General features: G+C 72.3%; 16 protein-coding genes. 6 read left to right on the forward strand and 10 right to left on the reverse strand.

The window, feature by feature from the left end; genetic code table 11:
- Positions 1 to 83 precede the first annotated feature (83 nt).
- Positions 84 to 1550, forward strand: a complete 1467-nt coding sequence (locus SRB17_RS16235) for a PspC domain-containing protein (RefSeq protein ID WP_153539167.1) — start codon at positions 84 to 86, stop codon at positions 1548 to 1550.
- The gene (locus tag SRB17_RS16240) at positions 1537 to 1755 is read left to right on the forward strand and encodes a hypothetical protein (protein ID WP_323375658.1); all 219 of its coding nucleotides are present in this window, start codon (positions 1537 to 1539) and stop codon (positions 1753 to 1755) included. The genes SRB17_RS16235 and SRB17_RS16240 overlap by 14 nt, the downstream gene beginning before the upstream one ends.
- Positions 1756 to 1854: 99 nt before the next feature.
- Here the strand turns inward: SRB17_RS16240 and SRB17_RS16245 are convergent, their stop codons facing one another.
- The 3 genes from SRB17_RS16245 to SRB17_RS16255 form a co-directional block, all read right to left on the reverse strand.
- Positions 1855 to 2385, reverse strand: coding sequence for a DoxX family protein (locus tag SRB17_RS16245; protein ID WP_153539169.1), 531 nt, complete (start codon positions 2383 to 2385; stop codon positions 1855 to 1857).
- A 147-nt stretch (positions 2386 to 2532) separates the two neighbouring features.
- Entirely contained in the window at positions 2533 to 3021 is a 489-nt protein-coding gene (locus SRB17_RS16250; RefSeq protein ID WP_323375661.1) for a hypothetical protein, read from the reverse strand.
- Positions 3022 to 3043: 22 nt separating this feature from the next.
- Positions 3044 to 4324, reverse strand: a complete 1281-nt coding sequence (locus SRB17_RS16255) for a hypothetical protein (RefSeq protein WP_323375663.1) — start codon at positions 4322 to 4324, stop codon at positions 3044 to 3046.
- A 190-nt stretch (positions 4325 to 4514) separates the two neighbouring features.
- On the opposite strand from SRB17_RS16255, the gene SRB17_RS16260 reads away from it, so the two are divergent.
- Complete coding sequence (locus tag SRB17_RS16260) at positions 4515 to 5402, forward strand: DUF4429 domain-containing protein (protein ID WP_153539173.1); 888 nt, start codon at positions 4515 to 4517, stop codon at positions 5400 to 5402.
- A 74-nt stretch (positions 5403 to 5476) separates the two neighbouring features.
- Here the strand turns inward: SRB17_RS16260 and SRB17_RS16265 are convergent, their stop codons facing one another.
- Complete coding sequence (locus SRB17_RS16265) at positions 5477 to 6271, reverse strand: class II aldolase/adducin family protein (protein ID WP_153539175.1); 795 nt, start codon at positions 6269 to 6271, stop codon at positions 5477 to 5479.
- Positions 6272 to 6411: 140 nt separating this feature from the next.
- On the opposite strand from SRB17_RS16265, the gene SRB17_RS16270 reads away from it, so the two are divergent.
- Positions 6412 to 6885, forward strand: coding sequence for a pyridoxamine 5'-phosphate oxidase family protein (locus SRB17_RS16270; RefSeq protein WP_153539177.1), 474 nt, complete (start codon positions 6412 to 6414; stop codon positions 6883 to 6885).
- Positions 6886 to 6888: 3 nt separating this feature from the next.
- On the opposite strand, the gene guaA is transcribed toward SRB17_RS16270, so the two are convergent.
- On the reverse strand, positions 6889 to 8469 hold the full coding sequence (gene guaA / locus SRB17_RS16275; protein WP_323375665.1) for a glutamine-hydrolyzing GMP synthase: 1581 nt from the start codon (positions 8467 to 8469) through the stop codon (positions 6889 to 6891).
- Between the two features lie 315 nt (positions 8470 to 8784).
- On the opposite strand from guaA, the gene SRB17_RS16280 reads away from it, so the two are divergent.
- Both SRB17_RS16280 and SRB17_RS16285 read left to right on the forward strand, forming a co-directional pair.
- Positions 8785 to 9063 (forward strand): chorismate mutase, encoded by a 279-nt coding sequence (locus tag SRB17_RS16280; protein WP_153539179.1) that lies wholly within the window; start codon positions 8785 to 8787, stop codon positions 9061 to 9063.
- A 681-nt stretch (positions 9064 to 9744) separates the two neighbouring features.
- Positions 9745 to 10776 carry an LAETG motif-containing sortase-dependent surface protein gene (locus tag SRB17_RS16285; protein WP_153539181.1) on the forward strand — a complete coding sequence of 344 codons (1032 nt, stop codon included), beginning with the start codon at positions 9745 to 9747 and terminating at the stop codon, positions 10774 to 10776.
- A gap of 111 nt (positions 10777 to 10887) precedes the next feature.
- On the opposite strand, the gene SRB17_RS16290 is transcribed toward SRB17_RS16285, so the two are convergent.
- The 5 genes from SRB17_RS16290 to SRB17_RS46350 all read right to left on the reverse strand — a co-directional run bounded on the left by SRB17_RS16290 (position 10888) and on the right by SRB17_RS46350 (position 19379).
- Positions 10888 to 12672: a GMC family oxidoreductase gene (locus SRB17_RS16290; RefSeq protein ID WP_323375667.1), complete on the reverse strand. Its 1785-nt coding sequence runs from the start codon at positions 12670 to 12672 to the stop codon at positions 10888 to 10890.
- A 75-nt stretch (positions 12673 to 12747) separates the two neighbouring features.
- The gene (locus SRB17_RS16295; RefSeq protein ID WP_153539183.1) at positions 12748 to 14361 is read right to left on the reverse strand and encodes a succinic semialdehyde dehydrogenase; all 1614 of its coding nucleotides are present in this window, start codon (positions 14359 to 14361) and stop codon (positions 12748 to 12750) included.
- 136 nt (positions 14362 to 14497) lie between these two features.
- The gene (locus SRB17_RS16300; RefSeq protein ID WP_153539185.1) at positions 14498 to 15391 is read right to left on the reverse strand and encodes a serine/threonine-protein kinase; all 894 of its coding nucleotides are present in this window, start codon (positions 15389 to 15391) and stop codon (positions 14498 to 14500) included.
- 60 nt (positions 15392 to 15451) lie between these two features.
- Positions 15452 to 17065, reverse strand: coding sequence for a serine/threonine-protein kinase (locus SRB17_RS16305; protein ID WP_153539187.1), 1614 nt, complete (start codon positions 17063 to 17065; stop codon positions 15452 to 15454).
- Between the two features lie 79 nt (positions 17066 to 17144).
- On the reverse strand, positions 17145 to 19379 hold the full coding sequence (locus SRB17_RS46350; protein WP_153539189.1) for a serine/threonine-protein kinase: 2235 nt from the start codon (positions 19377 to 19379) through the stop codon (positions 17145 to 17147).
- Positions 19380 to 19428: the final 49 nt, after the last annotated feature.

Raw genomic sequence — 19428 nt, forward strand, 5'->3', positions numbered from 1 at the left:
CGCCTCGTCTCGGGGCCGATTTCAGGGTTCGGCCAGGGTCGTCCCGACTGCCGCCGCGGCGGCCGGGCGGTCACCATGGACACATGACGGATCACGAGCACGCCGCGACGGGTCCGGGATCCGGCACCGGCCCGCGCCCGGCCCCGGGCACCGGACCGACGGATGCCGCGCCCGCCTCGACGGAGAAGTCGGGAGCGGCCGGCGCCGGCGCCGGTACGCACGCCGACGCACAGCAGCAGGATCAGGAGCAGCAGCCGGGCGCCGGAGCCCCCGAGCCGTTCCGGCGCGACCGCGGGCACAAGATGATCGCGGGCGTGTGCGCGGGCCTCGGCCGGCGTACCGACATGGACCCGGTGATCTTCAGGATCACGCTGGCCGTGCTGTCCGCGACCGGCGGCATCGGCCTCATCTTCTACGGCTTCGCCTGGCTGCTGGTGCCGTACGAGGACGAGGAGGAGAACGAGGTCCGCAAGCTGCTGACGGGCCGGGTCGACGGTCAGGCGCTCGCCGCCGTGCTGTTCGCCCTGGTCGGCTGCGGAGTCTTCCTGACCATGCTGAGAAACGGCGGGGTGCTGGCCTTCGCCGTGGTGCTCTCCCTGCTGCTCGCCGGCGCAGGGTACTGGTCGCGGCGCCGCGGCGCCCCCGACCCCGACCCGCTCGCCGCCCAGGCGGCTGCCGACGCGCCACCGGAGGCCAAGGCTCCGCCCGTCGTCGCCATCTACCCGTCGTGGTGGCGGGACCCGATCGTCAAGGACGGCACCCACGTCGGCGGCACCGGCTATCTCTGGGGGCCCGGCGACGCCCGCAACCGGGACCTCACCTCGGTGGTCGACGTCGGCATCGCCACCCCCTGGACCCACCACGGTCACCAGGGCTCCACACAGCCGCGGCCCAGTGCGCCTCCTCCGCGACCCCGCGGCCCGCGCTGGATCGGCGGCTGGGTGTTCCTGCTCGCCCTGGTGGCGGGCGGCCTGGGCACCGGGCTGACCTGGGACACGCACCCGTTGGGCACCAGTCTGCAGACCGGCCTGGCGTGCGCGCTGGCGGTCTTCGGCCTGGGCATCACGGTCAGCGCGTTCCTGGGCCGTACGGGAGCCGGGACGGTCTTCCTGGCGATCGTCACAGCGGCGCTGCTCGCCGGGGCCGCGGCCATGCCCAAGGACATCACCACCCACTGGAGACACACCTCCTGGACACCCGCCGCGACGGCACAGGTACAGCCGACGTACGACCTCGGCACGGGGCGCGGCACGCTGGACCTGAGCCGGGTCCATCCGGGCAAGGGACGGACGGTCGCGACGGACGCCCACGTGGGTGCGGGCCAACTGAAGGTGATCGTGCCGGCGGACGCGACCGTGCGGATGAACATCGAGGTGGGCGTCGGCGACATCCGGTTGCCCGGGGACAGCAGGAAGGACGTGGACGTGCAGCCGCGCAGGCTCAAGAACGTGACGCTGGCACCGGCCAAGGGCGCCAAGGACGCGGGCACGCTGGACCTCACGCTGAAGGTCGGGGCGGGACAGGTGGAGGTCGATCGTGCTGCGTCATGAGTTCCAGCCCGGGAGGCTGGTCGCCGGGCTCTTCCTCACGGCCACGGGCGTGGTCTTCGCGGGAGACGCGGGCCGGCTGTGGGAGACGCCGTGGTTCGCGGTCGTGCCGCTGATCGTGGGCGGCCTGTTCCTCGCCGGTGCCACGGCAGCCGTGGCCCGGGGGATACGCAGGCGGGGCGACGTCGGAAGCGGCGAAGTCCGGTGAGGTGTCGCGCCCCGTGAGGGCGCGGGATACTGCGCGACCAGCCCCCACCGGCCCGCGGGTTCATCACCGCGGGTTCAACACCGCGCTTCGGCGGAGCGCCTAGCGGTAGCCGCCCAGTCGCTGTCGGCGGCGGGCTCGCCAGGCCGCGTCGACGGAGAGGTAGGGGGCGCCGGCGAGGATCAGGGGGATCCAGGCCATCAGGTAGGCGAGGTCGTTGCCGTAGTAGTAGGGGGTCGTCGACCAGCTCACGGTCATCCAGAAACTGAACGAGATCAGCGCGCCGCCGAGCGCGGCCAGCCGGGCGAGGATACCGAGCAGGGTGGCGATGCCGACGGCCAGCTCGCCCAGGGCGATGGCGTAGCCGAAGCCGACCGGGGACTTCAGGGCCAGGTCGACCAGGGCCGGGATGGCGGCGGAGTCGCGGGCCGAGCGCATGGTGTCACCGATGGATCCGGCCCCGCCCGACTTCAGGAAGGAGCTGCTGGTGAGCTTGTCCAGGCTGGCGTAGATGAAGGTGACGCCGAGGAAGACGCGCAGTGGCAGGAGGGCGTAGTGGCCGGCGGCGTCCCGCCAGCCGCCGGAGCCGTTCAGCCGGTTCATGTGCGTGTCCGTGCGAATGCCATGACTCATCGTCGCAAACCGCCCCTCTCGCCCGCCGTCCCGCCCCTCACTTGACCATACGTATGACGAGGGCGCGCAGTTCAATCCCAACCCGGATGTTTTTCCGGATTTCGGTCCCTGGTGCGAAGAGGCCGGAAAAGGCCCGTCGGACCTCGTTCAGATGCGGGCCAGGATCTGCCGCACGGGATGGCCGAGGGCGCGGGCGACGGTGGTGAGTTCCTCGGGGGTGAGCGGGGGGCGCTGTGGATTCCAGGCGGCGATCTCGAAGCGGGCGTACCCGCACGGCCAGTCGTAGTCCAGTCGGTCCAGGGAGGTGGCGGTGGAGCAGCACGGGGTGGTGATGTCGAGGGTGGGCAGGCCCTCGCCCCGCTCGTCGTACGCGTCGAGCAGGTCCCGGTACCACTCGGGGTCGAGGGATCCGGCGCAGTGCGGGCAACGGATGCTCAGCAGGTTCGAGCCGCAGTCGACGGCGGTGATCGCCTCGTACCAGTCGACGTCCAGTCCGACGTCGCCGGGGTCGGTGTGGGCGTCGTCGGGAGAGCCGGAGACCAGTTCCAGGACCAGGGCCGCGGCGCGCTTCCCGGCGTCCGGTGCCGGCTGCCAGTGCGGGTCGGTCGGTATCACCGACAGGATGTCGTCGCCCACCGGTCCGCCACTCCCCCGCCGCTCACTCCGTCACCTGGACGATACAGCGGTTGGTCGCCACCCCGGCCGCGGTGACCACCTGTACCTCCACCGCGCCGGGCTCGACATCGGCCGGTACGGGCACGGTCAGGACGCTGTCGGTGGGGTTGCTGAAGCCGCCGGTGACGGGGACCAGCGGGACGTGCACGTCGACGCTGCCGATGCGGACCACCATGCGGGAGAGCCGGTCGGCGCTGTGGGCTCCGGGCGGCACGAAACCGGCGCCACGGATCTCGATGTCGTCGCCGGTGCGGATCGGCCCGTCCAGGTCGCCGGGTTCACGGGCGCGGACCACGGAGAGGACGACCGGGCGGCCGCCCTCGGCGTACTTGCCCGCCAGGTAGGTAGCGGCCGAGATCAGTACCATCACGCCCAGACCCCAGGGCAGGTCGGGCAGTTGGTCGGGGCGGCGGGCCAGCCGTACGGCGGCGAACAGCAGGGCGACGGCGCTGACGGCGACGTACTGGATGTCGGTGAAGGCGCCCCGGCCGGAGTCGTCGGTGAGCAGGTCGGCGGCGCGCGGCCGGTGCGCCGGCACCTTCTGCAGCCGCTGCCCGAGGATGCGCAGGCCCACCACGCGGCGGACCAGGACGGCGATGCCGCACACCACGGCGAGCACGGTCACCACGCCCGCGCCACGCGCGAGGCCGAGGCCGGAGATCAGCGCGTCGCGTTCGGTGTGGTGGGAGGCGGCGGCCAGCCGGACGGCCAGCAGCAGGACGGCGTAGCCGATGAACAGCAGCCAGCAGGCGGCGATCGTACGGGAGGTGGACATCCGGTTGTCCTCGCCGACCACCGGGGCCAGCGCCCCGCCGCGCGCCCGGTGCAGCCAGGAGGCGGCGCTGAGCACACCGGCGACGACGAGCGCGGCGGTCAGGGCCGCGGTGCGGGCACCGGTCCAGCCCGCGCCGACCGCGGTGAGCGCCTCGCCCAGCAGCAGCGCGAGCACCGCGCCCCACACGACGCACACCGTCCGCAGCCACAGCCGGGCGAGCCAGGCCTCGCCCTCGGCGCGGCCTCGTGCGGCGACGGCATCCGCCCGCTGGGTCAGTTCCTCGGAGACCCACTGGCGGGACGCCGAGGCCGAGTGCGCCACGGCCGCCGGCAGCCCCTGCCCGGCCGCGAACTCGTCACGCCGGCGCAGGAACGCGGCCACGGCCCGCCGGTGTCCCTCCCGGGCGCCGTGCGGGCAGTCCCCACAGGTGCAGCCGCCCTCGTGGATCCCGTCGGCACCCGTGCCCTGTCTCGCCTCCTGCACCGCCACGACCGACGCCCGCCTTCCCCACGACCTTCCGGCACGACCGGCGGGTCCCCGATGGAAGGACGCGCCGCCACGCAACTGCGCTGCGTCGACAGCGAATTGTGCCCTACGCCGGGCCGTCCGGGACCGCCGGGCCGGGTCACGGCGGGTGAAGTTCGAGCCACCGTGTTGACCCGGCTGCGAGAATCTCCCTATGGCCGAGATCATCCAGCGGGACGGGACCTGGGCCTTCGACGGCAGCACGATCCGGATCACCCCCGGACTGCACCGCTGCGTGCCGCTGTTCCGGCAGACCTACGGGGAGATCTCCGTGCCGCTGGAGGCGGTCTCGGAGGTGGTCTGGGAACCCGAGCGCAGGCGTGGCCGGCTGCGGATGAGGCTGCGCGAGGGCGCCGACCCGCTGCTGCAGGCGACGGGCGGGCGGCTGCCGGACCCGGCCGACCCCTACCGGCTGACGGTGGACGCGGACCGCGGCGGGGTCGCGGAGTACGTCGCCGAGGAGATCCGGCACGCCCTGCTCCTCGACCGGATCCCCAAGGAGCCGACGACCGCTTATCTGCTGCCGGGACCGCCGGTGCCGGTGTCCGTGCGGTCCTCCGACGGCACGGTCTCCTTCGACGGCACGCACGTGCGCATCGACTGGGCCGACACCTCCGACCGGGTCAAACGCGCGACCGGCCCGCGGATCATCGCGCTCGGCGACCTGGTACAGGTGGAATGGCTGCCCAACTCCGGGTACGAGGACGGCTTTCTGCGGTTCGTGACCCCGGAGACGGTGTTCTCCAAGCTGCCGCCCGAGCGGGACCCCTACACCCTGGACCTGTGGGGCAGCGTGCGGCGCGATCTGCTGACCGCGCTGGTCGCGACGGCCGTCACCGCCCGGCTGCCGCATCCCTCCACCCGCACGGGTGCCGGGTGCGACGGCCGGGACCACCGGCGAGCGGCCGTACCGGGACAGGCCGACCACCATGACGTACTGCTGCGCCGGCTGCGGGAGTTGGGGCAGCTGCACCGGGACGGGGTGCTCACGGACGAGGAGTTCGCGATGACCAAGGCGGCGGTGCTCAGGGGGTTCGGCTGAGCCCCCGGAGGAGCCCCTGGAGGACTCGGCTGAGCAGGCCCCCGGAGGATTTCGGCTGAGCAGCCCCGGAGGGTTCAGCTCAGCAGGTCAGGTTCGCTGCGGCTGATGTCCTGCCACAGGGGCTGGTAGTTGATCCAGGCCACCAGGTCGCCGCCGAGCTGTTCGCGGGTGGCGACGGCCAGCTTGTGGTCGATGAGGACCGGGCGGCCGGCCGCCTTGGCCGTCAGCTGCACCTGGCAGGAGCGTTCCATGGACAGGAACCACCAGGCGGCGGCGTCCACCGAGTCGCCGACGGTGAGCAGTCCGTGGTTGCGCAGCACGAGCGCCTTGCGGGAGCCGAGCGCCCCGGAGATCCGGCGGCCTTCCTCCACGTCGACGGTGACGCCGGAGTAGGCGTCGTAGAGCGCCACGTCCTCGTAGAAGGCGCAGCTCTCCTGGGTGATGGGGTCGATCAGCTCGCCGAGCGCGGCGAGGGCGCGGCCGTACACGGAGTGACAGTGGGCGACGGCGACGACGTCCGGGCGGGCGGCGTGGACCTGGGCGTGCACGGTGAAGGCGGCTTGGTTGACGTGGTAGCGGCCCTCGACGACCTGCCCGTCCTGGTTGGCGAGGACGAGATCGCCGACGGTGACGTGCTTGAACGGCATCCCGAAGGGGTTGACCCAGAAGCAGTCGGAGAACTCCGGGTCGCGGGCGGTGATGTGCCCGGAGACCCCGTCCTCGAGCCCGGCCCGCCCGAAGATCCGCAGGGCACCGGCGAGCCGCTCCTTGCGGTGCCGGCGCTCGTCCGCCACCGAGTCGAACATCGGCGGCATGGCGAACTGCAGCCGGTCGGTGGGCAGCGGCAGGGGAGGGGTGGGCCCGTGCATAGGTCCTCCAGCGCTGGGATTGCTGTACGGGCCGGAAGCTACCGCCGGTCAGCGCAAAAGGGCAGAGCTGATTTGTAAAGATGACGTACGCGGCGGATACACGACAGAGGATGTCCGGTTTGCCGGTGAGACTGGCCCGCATGACATCGGTGAACTGGGCGGCCTTCGCCGCCGCCGAACCCGGTACGGCGCGGCTCGTCGAGGAGCGTTTCGGCGCCTTCCGCCATCACGTCCTCGCGACCCTGCGCAAGGACGGCTCGCCGCGCACGTCCGGTCTGGAGGCCGACTTCCGCGGCGGCGAGCTGTGGCTCGGCATGATGGCTGGCTCGCTGAAAGCCCTCGACCTGCGGCGCGATCCCCGCTTCGCGCTTCAGGCGAACCCGGGCGAGGGCACGGGGACGGACGGCGGGGACGTACGGATCGCGGGGCGGGCGTACGAGGTCGAGGGCGAGCGGAAGTCCGGTTACGTGAAAGAGGCGGAACCGCCGCAGCCGTTCCACCTCTTCCGCACCGAGCTGACGGAGGTCGTGCGGACCTACGTCGAGGACGAGAAGTACCTCGTCATCCAGGTCTGGACGCCCGGTGAGCCCCTGCGCACGCTCAGGCGCACGTAGGGACTACTCCCACTCGATGGTGCCCGGCGGCTTCGAGGTCACGTCGAGGACGACCCGGTTGACGTCGCTGACCTCGTTGGTGATCCGGGTCGAGATGCGGGCGAGGACGTCGTAGGGCAGCCGGGACCAGTCGGCGGTCATGGCGTCCTCGGAGGACACCGGGCGCAGCACGATCGGGTGGCCGTAGGTGCGGCCGTCGCCCTGGACGCCGACGGAGCGGACGTCCGCGAGCAGCACCACCGGGCACTGCCAGATGTCGCGGTCGAGGCCGGCGGCGGTCAGCTCCTCGCGGGCGATCGCGTCGGCGTCGCGGAGCAGGTCCAGGCGCTCCTTGGTGACCTCGCCGACGATGCGGATACCGAGGCCGGGGCCCGGGAACGGCTGGCGCTGGACGATCTCGTCCGGCAGGCCCAGCTCCTGGCCGACCATGCGGACCTCGTCCTTGAACAGCTTGCGCAGCGGCTCGATCAGCTTGAACTCGAGGTCCTCGGGCAGGCCGCCGACGTTGTGGTGCGACTTGATGTTGGCGGTGCCGGTGCCGCCGCCGGACTCGACCACGTCCGGGTAGAGGGTGCCCTGGACCAGGAACTCCACGGCCGGGCCCTCGTCGGCGATGATGTCCGCCTGCGCCTGCTCGAAGACGCGGATGAACTCGCGGCCGATGATCTTCCGCTTCTCCTCGGGGTCCGAGACACCCTTGAGCGCGGTGAGGAAGCGCTCCTCGGCGTCCACGACGACCAGCTTGACGCCGGTCGCGGCCACGAAGTCCTTCTCGACCTGCTCGGTCTCGCCCTTGCGCATCAGGCCGTGGTCGACGTACACGCAGGTCAGCTGGTCGCCGATGGCCCGCGCGACGAGGGCTGCGGCCACGGCGGAGTCCACACCGCCGGACAGACCGCAGATCGCGCGCTTGTCGCCGACCTGCTCGCGGATCGCGGCGACCTGCTCCTCGATCACATTGCCGGTCGTCCACTCGGGCTTCAGGTCGGCACCCCGGTACAGGAAGTGCTCCAGCACCTGCTGGCCGTGCGTGGAGTGCATGACCTCGGGGTGGTACTGGACGCCGTAGAGGTGCTTCTCGTCGTTCTCGAACGCGGCGACCGGGACGACGTCCGTGGACGCGGTGACCGTGAAGCCCTCGGGGGCGGCGGAGCAGGCGTCGCCGTGCGACATCCACACGTGCTGCTCGTCCGGGGTGCCCTCGAAGAGGGTGGAGGACGTCCTGGAGACGTGCAGGTCGGTACGGCCGTACTCGCGGGCGCCGGTGTTGTCGACGGTGCCGCCGAGGGCCTGCGCCATCAGCTGGAAGCCGTAGCACATGCCGAAGACGGGGACGCCGGCCTCGAAGATCTCGCGGTCGAGACGCGGGGCGCCTTCCTCGTACACCGAGGAGGGGCCGCCGGAGAGGATGATCGCCGCGGGGTTCTTGGCGAGCATCTCCTTCACCGGCATGGTGCTCGGCACGATCTCGCTGTAGACCCGCGCCTCGCGGACGCGACGGGCGATGAGCTGGGCGTACTGCGCGCCGAAGTCGACGACCAGGACGGTGTCGGGGGAGGCGGCAGTGGAAGTCGCTGATGACACGGGGTGCCTTCTGGTGGTCGGGCGGGGTCTGTGCTAACGAGTCTAACGGTGTGGCCGGGGAGGCTTCTCCTGGACGTCTCCGGGACCTCGCGGCTCGTGCTGGACGTCGCCATGGCATACTGAGCGCCATGCGCAAGCACTCGACCTTCGTCTTTACCTATGGCATCCGGCCCGCCGGCTGCCATGGTCGTGCTGCTTGAGCGAACCGCCAAGCGACTTCCCAGGCGCCCCGGGCCGACAAGGCCCGGGGCGCCTGTCGTTTCCGGGTCCTGCCGTTCCGGGGCGTCCCAGCCACCTTCCTCAGGAGCCCCCGACATGACCACCACCACCCCGGAAGAGACCACCTCGACCCCGGAAGAGACCATCGCCGGCGCCCGTGAACGCATCGACGTGCTCGACGACCGGATCATCGGTCTCATCCAGGAGCGGATGGCCGTCTCCGCCGTCGTCCAGCAGACCCGCATCGCCTCCGGCGGACGCCGGGTGCACCTCTCCCGTGAGATGGAGATCCTCGGCCGCTACCGCGAGGCCCTCGGCAAGCCGGGCACCGGTCTCGCGATGACCCTGCTGGAGCTGTGCCGGGGCCGCATCTGAGCGTCGCATCCGAGTTCGAGCGCCGTCTCACCCGTACGGCGCGTGACCGGCTCGCGCGGCGCTTCGTTGAGCGGGTTGTCCGTGCCAGCCAGGGGCGGGCCCGACAGAACCACGCGTGGCTCGCTGGAGCGATGAGGCGTACGGGTCGTGCCGTACGCCGTGGGACCTCGCTCCAGGGATGTGACCGGACGGCAGGGGACAGCAGCCCGGTCACCCAAGAGAACGGTCGGCCCCGGGGACGCCCGGGGCCGACCGGCGGAAAACCGCACAGACGCACCAGTGCCGGGTCACCTGCCAGGTCCCGCGCCGACGACGGCACTGCTGCTCACACCGTCCGCCCCTCGGGGCCAGGACCGATGAACCAGCGGCGCAACCCCCCGGCGCCGCCCCCAGGCACCGGCGCTGCCCTGACGCCGGTGCTGACCGAAAGAAGGGCCCCGCGGTCTCTCCGTCCCGCGGGGCCCTTCGTCATGTCCGGGGCGCTCGCCATGTCCCGAACCTCGCCACGCCGAGGTCGAATGTGACCCGCTTCACACGGGCCTTCCGCCGGTCGGCGCACAACCCTCCTCACGGGTCACGGGTCTCACCTGTGCAACCAACGGCCATGCCCGTGCCCCACACACGGAGGCCTCCGACCACGTGCTGCCGCACCGCAGCACGCGAGCCCCACAGAGGTCCTCAATGAAGCTTCGCCGCGCCATGATGACCGCGGCCGCGACGGCTGCCCTCGCGCCGCTCGCCCTGGTCTGCGCTCCTGCCGCGTTCGCCGACGACTCCCCGAGCCCTTCGGTCAGCAGCTCGACCACGACCGAGACGACTCCCGCGGCCGACCCGAGCACCAGCCCGGCCGCCGACGAGAGCTCGCCCGCGGACCAGACGTCGGAAAGCCCGTCCCCCTCCGACTCCGCGAGTGCGAGCACGTCGGCGTCCGCCTCCACGTCCGAGTCGGCATCCGCCTCCGCGTCCACGTCCACCTCACCCAGCGAGAGCGCCGAGCCCAGCGACGAGCCGACCACGCCGTCCGGGATCTGCGAGGAGGACGACGCCGGCTACAAGTCCAAGATCCACGCCTCGCTCAGCGGCCTGCCCGGCGAGATCGCCGTGGGCAGCGGCTGGCACCCCTTCACGCTCGGCGTCAAGAACCCGACGTCGGCCGACCTCAAGGACGTCATCTTCTACGCGGGCGTCGGACCGAGCGACCCGAACGCCGAGTACGCGTTCAAGACCAGCCAGGTCCAGCTCCAGGTGAAGTACGACGGCGCCTGGTACGACGTCGAGGACGGCGCCGGCCACTCCAACGGCTACCTCGACCTCGCCGACATCAAGGCCGGCCAGACGGTCAACTACCAGCTCCGGCTGAACGTGAAGGCCAACGCGCCGATCGGTCAGGGCCTGACCATCGGTGGCGGGATGTACTTCGACGACGAGGAGAACTGCATCGGCTCGGACCAGGCCAGCTACCTGATCAAGATCGTCAAGGCCGGCACCGACACCGGCGGGACGAAGCCCCAGGAGGGTGGCAAGGTCCCGGTTCCCACCCAGAAGCCGAGCAAGACCAACACCCAGGACGTCACCGGCTCGCTCGCCGAGACCGGTTCCAGCTCCATGCTGCCGACCATCGGTCTCGTCGGCGGTGTCGCCGTCGTCGTCGGCGCCGGAGCGGTGTTCGCCGTCCGCCGCCGCAAGGGCGCCGGTTCGAACGCCGCCGCGTAAGCGACAACCGCATAAGTGGCAACCGCACAAGCGGCAGCCGCACAAGCGCCGTCGCACAGCCGAAGGGGCCTGCACCAGGAGGGGGGTGCAGGCCCCTTCGGCGTACTCGCCCTACTGCTTCGGCGGCACCGCCGGCATCCCCAGGAACGGCAGGCGCAGCGCGCCGAAGGCCTCCGCGGGTACCGCCGGGGCCTGCGGCTCCACCGGCTTCAGCCGCTCATACGCCGCTCCCGGCGTCGGACGCGGATCCGCCTCGCCCTTGTTCGGCCAGAAGGACATCGCGCGCTCGGCCTGTGCGGTGATCGTCAGCGACGGGTTCACGCCCAGGTTCGCCGAGACCGCGGCGCCGTCCACGACGGAGATGCCCGGGTGGCCGTAGAGGCGGTGGTAGGGGTCGATCACGCCGGTCTCCGGGGAGTCGCCGATGGGACAGCCGCCGAGGAAGTGCGCGGTGAGCGGGGTGCCCATCAGCTCGCCGACGTTGCTGCCGGCGAAGCCGTTGATCTCGGCGGCGAGCGCGGAGGCGGCCTCCGTGGCGGCCTTGATCTGCTTGGGGTTGGGGGCGCCGTGGCCCTGGCGGGCGGTCAGCAGGCCCTTGCCGACGCCGTCCGGTTTCAGGTACGTCGTCAGGGAGTTGTCCAGCGACTGCATGACCAGGCCGATGATGGTCCGCTCGGACCAGCGCCGGTTGGACAGGGAACGCAGGACCAGCAGCGGGTGCCGGGCCGCGTTCGCCAGCCACGCCAGCGCGCGGGACGAGCCCTCGGCGTAGGGCACCTGGAGTATGGACAGGCCGCCCATGGAGTTCGAGCCCTTGCCGTAGCGGACCGGCTCGATGTGGGTGTTCTCGTCCGGGTGGACCGAGGAGGTGATCGCCACGCCGCGGGTGAAGTCGGCCCTGGCCTCGCCGGTCGCCTTGCGGTAGCGGCGGTTGTCGGTCTGCGCGCCGACCAGCGCCTCGGAGTTGGTGCGGGTCAGGTCGCCGAGCCGGGCGGAGAGATACGGCAGCTGACCGCCCGTCTTCATCCGGTGCAGCAGGGTCTGCGTGCCGTAGGTGCCGGCCGCGAGGACGACCCTGCGCGCGGTGAAGAGCCGGCCCTCGCCCTTCTTCCTGCGGTCCGTCGGCAGGGTCGCCACCGCGTAGCCGCCGCGCGAGTCGTCCGTGACGGACACGACCGTCGTCAGGGGGTGGACCTCCGCGCCCGCCTTCTCGGCGAGGTAGAGGTAGTTCTCGTTCAGGGTGTTCTTCGCGCCGTGCCGGCAGCCGGTCATGCACTCGCCGCACTCGGTGCAGGCGTTGCGGGACGGACCGGCGCCCCCGAAGTACGGGTCGTTCACCTGCTCGCCGGGCCCGGCCTGCGCCTTGCCGTCCGCGTCCTTGCCGTCGCCGAAGAAGACGCCGACGGGGGCGAGGTGGAAGGTGTCGCCGACGCCCATCCGCTGCGCCGCCGCCTTCAGATGGACGTCGGAGGGGGTCATCGTCGGGTTGAGCCGTACGCCGAGCATGCGCTGGGCCTGGTCGTAGTACGGCTTCAACTCCTCCTGCCAGTCGGTGATGTTCCGCCACTGGGGGTCGTCGAAGAAGGCCTTCGGCGGTACGTAGAGGGTGTTGGCGTAGTTGAGCGAGCCGCCGCCGACGCCTGCGCCGGCGAGGACCATGACGTTGCCCAGCAGGTGGATGCGCTGGATGCCGAACATGCCGAGCCTGGGGGCCCAGAGGTAGTTCTTCAGGTCCCAGGAGTTCTTCGGCAGGGAGTCCCGGGTGAAGCGGCGGCCGGCTTCCAGGACGCCTACCTTGTAGCCCTTCTCGGTCAGGCGGAGGGCAGATACGGAACCGCCGAAACCGGAGCCGACGATCAGGACGTCGTAGTCGTAGGCGTGGGCGTCTTGCGGCACGGGTGTCTCCTCGTTGAGTTTCGCGTGCGGGCCGTCGGTGGCTGGGCGCGCAGTTCCCCGCGCCCCTGAGGTCGGTTACCTGAACCGGAATGCCTTCATCAGCCGGAGACTCGTGCTCATGAAGCGGGCGTAGCCCTCGTCCGTCATACCCAGCGAGGGTGCCATCGGCAGCACGCGCTGCTGGGCCACCGTCTGGGCCTCCGTGTACTTGAGGATGCCCTCGGAACCGTGGCGGCGGCCGAGGCCGGAGTCCTTCATGCCGCCCATCGGGGACTGGACGCTGCCGTAGGCGGGTGCGTAGCCCTCGTTGACGTTGACCGTGCCGGTGCGCAGGCGGGCGGCGACGTTCCGGCCGCGCTGGGCGCTCTGCGTCCAGACCGAGGAGTTGAGGCCGTACGGCGTGGCGTTGGCGCGCTCGACCGCCTCGTCCTCGGTCGTGAACCGGTAGATCGAGACGACCGGGCCGAAGGTCTCCTCCTCGCACACGGCCATGGAGTCCTCGACGCCGTCGAGGATGGTCGGCTCGAAGAAGTAGGGGCCGATGTCGGGGCGGGCCCTGCCGCCCGCGATCACCGTGGCGCCCTTGGCGACGGCCTCCTCCACATGCCGCTCGACGGTCTTCAGCTGGCGCTCACCCACCAGCGAGCCCATGTCGGCGCCGTAGGCGAGGGAGTTGCCGAGCCGCATGGCCTTCGTGCGGGCGGCGAAGCGCTCCAGGAAGGCGTCGGCGATCGACTCGTGGACGTACAGCCGCTCGATGGAGATGCAGAGCTGTCCGGCGGAGGAGAAGCAGGCCCGTACGGCACCGGCGGCGGCCTTCTCGATGTCGGCGTCGTCCAGCACCAGCATGGCGTTCTTGCCGCCGAGTTCGAGGGAGACGCCGACCAGGCGGGCAGCCGCGCCTTGCGCGACCTCGCGCCCTGTGCGGGTGGAGCCGGTGAAGGAGACGTAGTCGGCGTGCTTGACCAGCTCCGGGCCGACGACCGGGCCCTCGCCGAGCACGACCTGGAAGACGCCCTCGGGCAGACCGGCCTCGATCAGCAGGTCGCGCGCCCACAGGGCGGTCAGGCAGGTCTCGGTGTCCGGCTTCATCACGACCGCGTTGCCGGCGACGAAGGCGGGCAGCGCGTCGCCGACGGACAGCTCCAGGGGGTAGTTCCAGGGGGCGATCTGGCCGACGACGCCGCGCGGGTGGCGGAGTTCGGTGACCTTGGTGAGCGTGGGGACGGCGCCGGTGTGCCGCTTGGGCCGCAGATAGGCGGGGGCCTTGCGGCCGTAGTGACGGGCCGCGACGGCGACGGCCTGCACCTCCTCGTGCGCGTGCAGGCGGGCCTTGCCGGTCTCCAGCTGGATCAGGTCGAGCACCTCGGCCTGCCGCTCCAGCACCAGGTCGTGGAAGCGCAGCAGGACGGCGGCCCGCTGCCGTACGGGAGTCTTCTCCCACACCGCCTGGGCGGCGCGGGCGGCCTCGAAGGCGCCCCGGACGTCCTCGGGGGTGGACTCGGGCAGGTCGGCCAGCTTCTCGCCGGTGAACGGGGTGTGATTGGCGGTACGGCCGGAGCCGGCGACGCCCTTGGTGAGCTGGGCCACCAGTTCCGGGGTGACCACGTCGGCGGCGGTGCGCACGCCCTCGGGGGCGGGCGCGAGGGGGTTGGTGCCGGTGCTGTCCGGGGCCTGCGTGTCCGTCATGACGCGCAGGGTATGCCCGGGGGCAGCCTTTGTGTACCCGTCGGTAACGGGGATTCACCGACTGCTCACATACTGCCAGTGATCACTGGCAGTGAATGTGCTGATCAGCGCGTGGGCACGGTGGCGGCCAGAAGGATCATTCGAGTCCGGCTTTTTTCGCGAGGAGGAGGCCGAGTGCGGTGCGCGGGGTGCGGCGTGGGGGGTCGGAGGGTGCGGACGAAGAAGGGTCGGGGGCTGGCGGCGAAGGGGGCTCGGGGGCGGCTTCGGGCACCGGGTCCGGTACGGGTGTGAGGCCGAGGTAGTCCTGCAGGGCCGCCGTGACCTCCGCCGCGCCGGGGCGTGCCTCCGGCTCGTGGGCGTGCAGCCGGTCCAGCAGGGGGGCCAGCGGGCCAGGGTCCGTGTCCGCGAGGGCGGTGCGCAGCAGGGCGCCGAGGGACCACAGGTCGGAGGCCGGGCCGGCACCGGGGCCCGCGGCACGCTCGGGGGCGACGAAACCGGCGGGCGCGTCCGTGGGGTGTCCGTCGCCGGTCCCGAAGTCGGTGACGACCACCCGCCCGGTGCCGGACTCCAGCAGGACGTTGGCCGGTTTGACGTCCCGGTGCACGATGCCGACGGCGTGGGCGGCGCGCAGGGCACCGAGGACTGCGAGCCCGATCCGGGCGGTCTCGGCGGGCGGGAGGGGGCCGCGCCGCAGGACCTCCCGCAGCGACTCGCCCGTCACCAACTCCATGACGATCCAGGGGACATGGCCGTCGGTGACGACGTCGTACACCGTGACGGCGGAGGGATGGCGCACCCGGGCCGCGGCGCGGGCCTCCCGGTAGAGCCGGTGGGCGATACGGCGGCTGTCCTCGTCGTCGGCCGGATCGCCGGGCAGCAGCGGCTCCTTGACGGCGACCTCGCGGTCCGGCTCCTGTTCGTCCAGGGCCCGCCAGACGGTCCCGGTGGGCCCGGACCCGAGGCGGCCGGCCAGCCGGTAGCGGCCACCGATCAGAGGTGCGTCGGGCGGGCGTTCGCCGTCTCCACTCATGTCACATGAGTACCGCGAGCACCAGGCCCTTGTCGAAGCGGGACCCTCGGAACCCGGCGGTCACAGCTTGTTGATGTCCAGGTTGGCGATCGCCGCCTTGGCCACGTCCCGGCCGCGGGCCGTGAAGTCGCCCTTGCCGGGGTAGCTGATGGTGAGTGCGTACATGTCGCCCGAGGACGTCCTGTAGTAGAAGACCTGTGTCTCGCGCGGGCGCGGGTTCTCGCTGTCGGTCGTGGTGTAGGAGACCGTGTTCTGGGCCGCCGGCTTGCCGTGGTAGGTGATGTTGTCGTCCGGAGCCGTCCTCGGTCCCGCGGGCATCGACATGTCGTACTCGCCGTCGCTCTTGAACTTCTCGTTGTCGGCGTACATCTGGGCCGCCGCCGAGTTCTTGATCTCGTGGGAGGAGTCGTCGGCCTTCTTCGACAGTTCCAGGAGAACCCAGATGCCGCCGCTCCAGTCGGTGTACCTCACCCAGTTCTTGTCGCTGTCGTCCTTGGCGGGCCTGGTGACCTGGTAGCCCGCCGGGACGGCGAGGGTGGCGCCCAGCTTCGGGTCCGGGCGTTTCGCCCAGCCGTCGGGGAGGGGGCCGGCGAAGGGATCGGCGAGGACGAGGTACACCGCCAGCGCCGCGGCCACCAGTGCCGCGCCCAGGCCGATCCAGACCCTGCGCCCGAGGCGACCGACCGGGGTGGCGCGGGCGACCACCTGGACGGGCTGGGTGGGTACCGGCGGTGCCGGGGGCTCGGCCGCCTCCTCCAGCAGCGCCCGTACCCGGTCCGCCTGGGGCCGGTGCGCGGGGTCCTTGTGCAGCAGCCCGTTGATGACCTCGGCCAGCGGGCCGTCGGCGGACGCGGGCGCGGCCGGGGTGGAGTTGAGGACCGACTGGAGGGTGGCCGGGGTGTTGCTGCGGCGGAACGGCGAGACGCCCTCGGTGGCCGTGTAGAGCAGCACGCCCAGGGACCACAGGTCGCTCGCCGGGCCGGGCCGCTGCCCCAGCACCCGCTCCGGCGCGATGTACTCGGGCGAGCCGACGAAGCCGCCGGTGTCCGTGAGCCGCGTGTCCCCCTCGATCTGGGCGATCCCGAAGTCCGTGAGGACCACCCGGTCGTGCCGGCCGAGCAGGACGTTGTCGGGCTTGACGTCCCGGTGCAGGACGCCCGCCGCGTGCGCCGCCTGCAGCGCACCGAGCACCTGCAGGCCGACCCGGGCGGCCTCGCGCGCATCCAGCGTGCCCTCGCGCAGGACGTCGCCGAGGCTGCGGCCGCGCACCAGCTCCATCACGATCCAGGGCCGGTCCTCGACGATCGCGACGTCGTGGACGTTCACCACCGCCGGGTGGTCGAGACGAGCCGCCGCGCGGGCCTCACGGCGCATCCTCTCGAAGGCGTTGGCGCGTTCCCGTTCGGGAAGGTGGTCCGGTACGCGTGGCTCCTTGACGGCGACCTCCCGGTCCACCGTCTCGTCCTTGGCCCGCCACACGGTGCCCATCCCGCCGTGGCCCAGCTTGCCGAGCAGCCGGTACCGGCCGGCGATGAGCCGCCCGGCGCCGGGATCCTGGGTCGCCAGGGGCTCCGCAGCCGGCCGCGGGATCGGGTGCGCGCGCGGCTGCGGCGGTTGCAGAACAAAACTCGTCGTGTCGTCGGTCCCGTGACCGGCTCCCCCGTCACTGCTCATGCATCATCCATATCGCGCCACCGGCTCCGACAGCCACAGGGAATACGAACCGGTCACAGACCCGTGACCGAGCGGCCGTTCAGGAACCCGCCCGGAAGGTGTCGACCGCCACGTCGAAGTACTCCCGGGCCTCCCGCACCTTGCCGACCGGCGCCGACACCCACACGTCGTACATCCGCCCGCCCTCCTCCCAGCACAGGTCGTAGGTGTGGCGCGGTCCCTCCGCCGCGCTGAAGCCGTTCCAGGTGAACTCCCAGAGTGCCGCCGGGTGTCCGCCGTGCGAGGTGGGGGTGACCCGGCCGTCGTGGTAACCGGGATTTGTGGCCGGGCCGTTGGCGGCCGACCTGTCCATCACCGCCTGCGGACCACCCGGTTGGGGATCAGCGGCCTTGATGCCGAGGCGGAAGGTCTCACCGGGTGAGAGGTAGAAGACGCGCTCGCCCTGCGGACTGCGGGTGAAGTCCTCCGGTACGGCGAGGGAGAAGCCGGCCGGGTCCCAGGCCGTGCGGTATCCGGAGGGCGCGGTGTGCGAGCCGGCCGAGGCCGTGGGGCGGGTCCCGCTGGGCGACGGGCCGGTGGGAGTGGGCGAAGGGGACGGGGACGGCGGCGCGGACGGGCTCGTTCCGGTCCCGGTCGCCGGGGAGGTCGCCGTCCCGCCGGGGCTGCCACCGCCGCCGTGCCCGCTCCCGTGCAACAGCAGCGCCGCCGCCGACACACCGGCCCCCGCCAGGGCGGCGACGAGCAGGGCCGCGACCAGCACCCCGCGCGTGGACGTGCGGGCCGGGGGCTCCGCCGCGGCCGCCGCGGTGGGCGGCGGCTGGGGTCCGCCGAGCGGAGGGTCCTGCCGGGTCGGCGTGTGGGCTGCGGCGCCCTCCGGCGTACGGCTCCGGGCCGCATCGGCCCACGGCGCAGCCCCCGAGGCCGCATCCGGCCTCGGTACACGCGGCCCGGCCGCGTCGGACCCGGACGTACGATCCTGGGCCGCCTCGGAACCCGACGTACGGTCCTGGGCCGCCTCGGAACCCGACGTACGGCCGTGGGCCGCCTCGGACCCCGAACTGGGCCCCTGCGCCGCATCGGATTCCGATGGACGGCTCCCCGGCGGCCCGGACCCCGGCGTACGCCCCTGCACCGCATCGGACCCCGACGTATGCCCCCGGGCCATATCGGACCCCGGCGTACCGCCCTGCGCCGCATCGATCGCCGGCGTACCGTCCGGGGCCCCATCGGACCCCGATGGACGGCCGTGGGACGCATCGGACCCCGACCTACGGCCACGGGCCGCATCGGACCCGGGCGTGTGCACCTGCGCCGCATCGGATTCCGATGGACGGCTCCCCGGCGCCCCGGACCCCGGCATACGGCTCCCCGCCGCCCTGGACCTCTGCGTCCAGCCCCCCGCCACTCCCGGCCTCGGTGCCCGGCCCCCGCCGATCCGGTGGCCTCGCCCGGGGGCCGGCGCGCCCGGCGCCTCCGGGGTCCGCCCCGTCTCGAGGAACGCCCACAGCATCTGCTCGGCGTCGGCCGCACCGAGGCGCCGGTCGGGGTCGCGTTCCAGCAGCCCCCGTACGACCGGCAGCAGCGGCTCGGCCTCGACGGGGGGCCGGATGTCGGCGGCGACCACGGCGTGCAGGATGCCGCCGAGCGAGTCGCGCCGGAAGAGCGACTCGCCGCTGAGCACCGTGCACAGCAGCGCGCCGACCGACCACAGGTCGGACTCCGGCCCGGTGCGGACACCGGACATCCGCTCCGGCGCGGTGTATTCGGGCGAGCCGACGAAGGAGCCGGTCTCGGTGAGTGTGGTGGCGCCCGCGACCTGCGCTATACCGAAGTCGGTCAGCACGACCCGGCCGGTACCGGACTCGATCAGCACGTTCGCGGGCTTGATGTCCCGGTGCAGCACCCCCGCCTCGTGCGCGGTGCGTACCGCGCCGAGCAGGGCGATGCCGATCCGCGCGGCCTCGCCGGCGTCGACCGGGCCCTGCCGGGAGATGCGGTCGGCGAGCGAGCCTCCGTCGACCAACTCCATGACGAGGTAGGGGCGTTCGTCCTGCTCCACCACGTCGTGCACGACGATGATGTGCGGATGCCGCAGCTGGGCGACCGCCCGTGCCTCACGGAACGTACGCTCCCGGCGGCGCCGCGCGTCCTCCTCGGGGAGGGAGTCGTCCGGGAGGAGTTCCTTGACCGCGACGCGTCGGCCCAGGACCTGGTCCACGGCCCGCCACACGACGCCCATGCCGCCGCGCCCGATACGTGCCTCCAGACGGTAACGGCCCGCGATCACCCGGAAGTCGGCGCCCTCGGTCCCCATGGGCCCCATCATGCCTCACCGGACCCGGGCCCTCCGGGGCGCCGATCGG

The sequence above is a fragment of the Streptomyces sp. RB17 genome, assembly GCF_009604455.1.
Lineage (GTDB): Bacteria > Actinomycetota > Actinomycetes > Streptomycetales > Streptomycetaceae > Streptomyces.

Bases quoted from the DNA above. Each gene is read 5' to 3' on its own strand.
- SRB17_RS16260 (WP_153539173.1), top strand. From the start codon at position 4,515: ATGGCCGAGATCATCCAGCGGGACGGGACCTGGGCCTTCGACGGCAGC.
- SRB17_RS16300 (WP_153539185.1), bottom strand. From the start codon at position 15,391: ATGAGTGGAGACGGCGAACGCCCGCCCGACGCACCTCTGATCGGTGGC.
- SRB17_RS16265 (WP_153539175.1), bottom strand. From the start codon at position 6,271: ATGCACGGGCCCACCCCTCCCCTGCCGCTGCCCACCGACCGGCTGCAG.
- SRB17_RS16245 (WP_153539169.1), bottom strand. From the start codon at position 2,385: ATGAGTCATGGCATTCGCACGGACACGCACATGAACCGGCTGAACGGC.
- SRB17_RS16305 (WP_153539187.1), bottom strand. From the start codon at position 17,065: ATGAGCAGTGACGGGGGAGCCGGTCACGGGACCGACGACACGACGAGT.
- SRB17_RS16295 (WP_153539183.1), bottom strand. From the start codon at position 14,361: ATGACGGACACGCAGGCCCCGGACAGCACCGGCACCAACCCCCTCGCG.
- SRB17_RS16285 (WP_153539181.1), top strand. From the start codon at position 9,745: ATGAAGCTTCGCCGCGCCATGATGACCGCGGCCGCGACGGCTGCCCTC.
- SRB17_RS46350 (WP_153539189.1), bottom strand. From the start codon at position 19,379: ATGGGGACCGAGGGCGCCGACTTCCGGGTGATCGCGGGCCGTTACCGT.
- SRB17_RS16270 (WP_153539177.1), top strand. From the start codon at position 6,412: ATGACATCGGTGAACTGGGCGGCCTTCGCCGCCGCCGAACCCGGTACG.
- SRB17_RS16280 (WP_153539179.1), top strand. From the start codon at position 8,785: ATGACCACCACCACCCCGGAAGAGACCACCTCGACCCCGGAAGAGACC.
- SRB17_RS16235 (WP_153539167.1), top strand. From the start codon at position 84: ATGACGGATCACGAGCACGCCGCGACGGGTCCGGGATCCGGCACCGGC.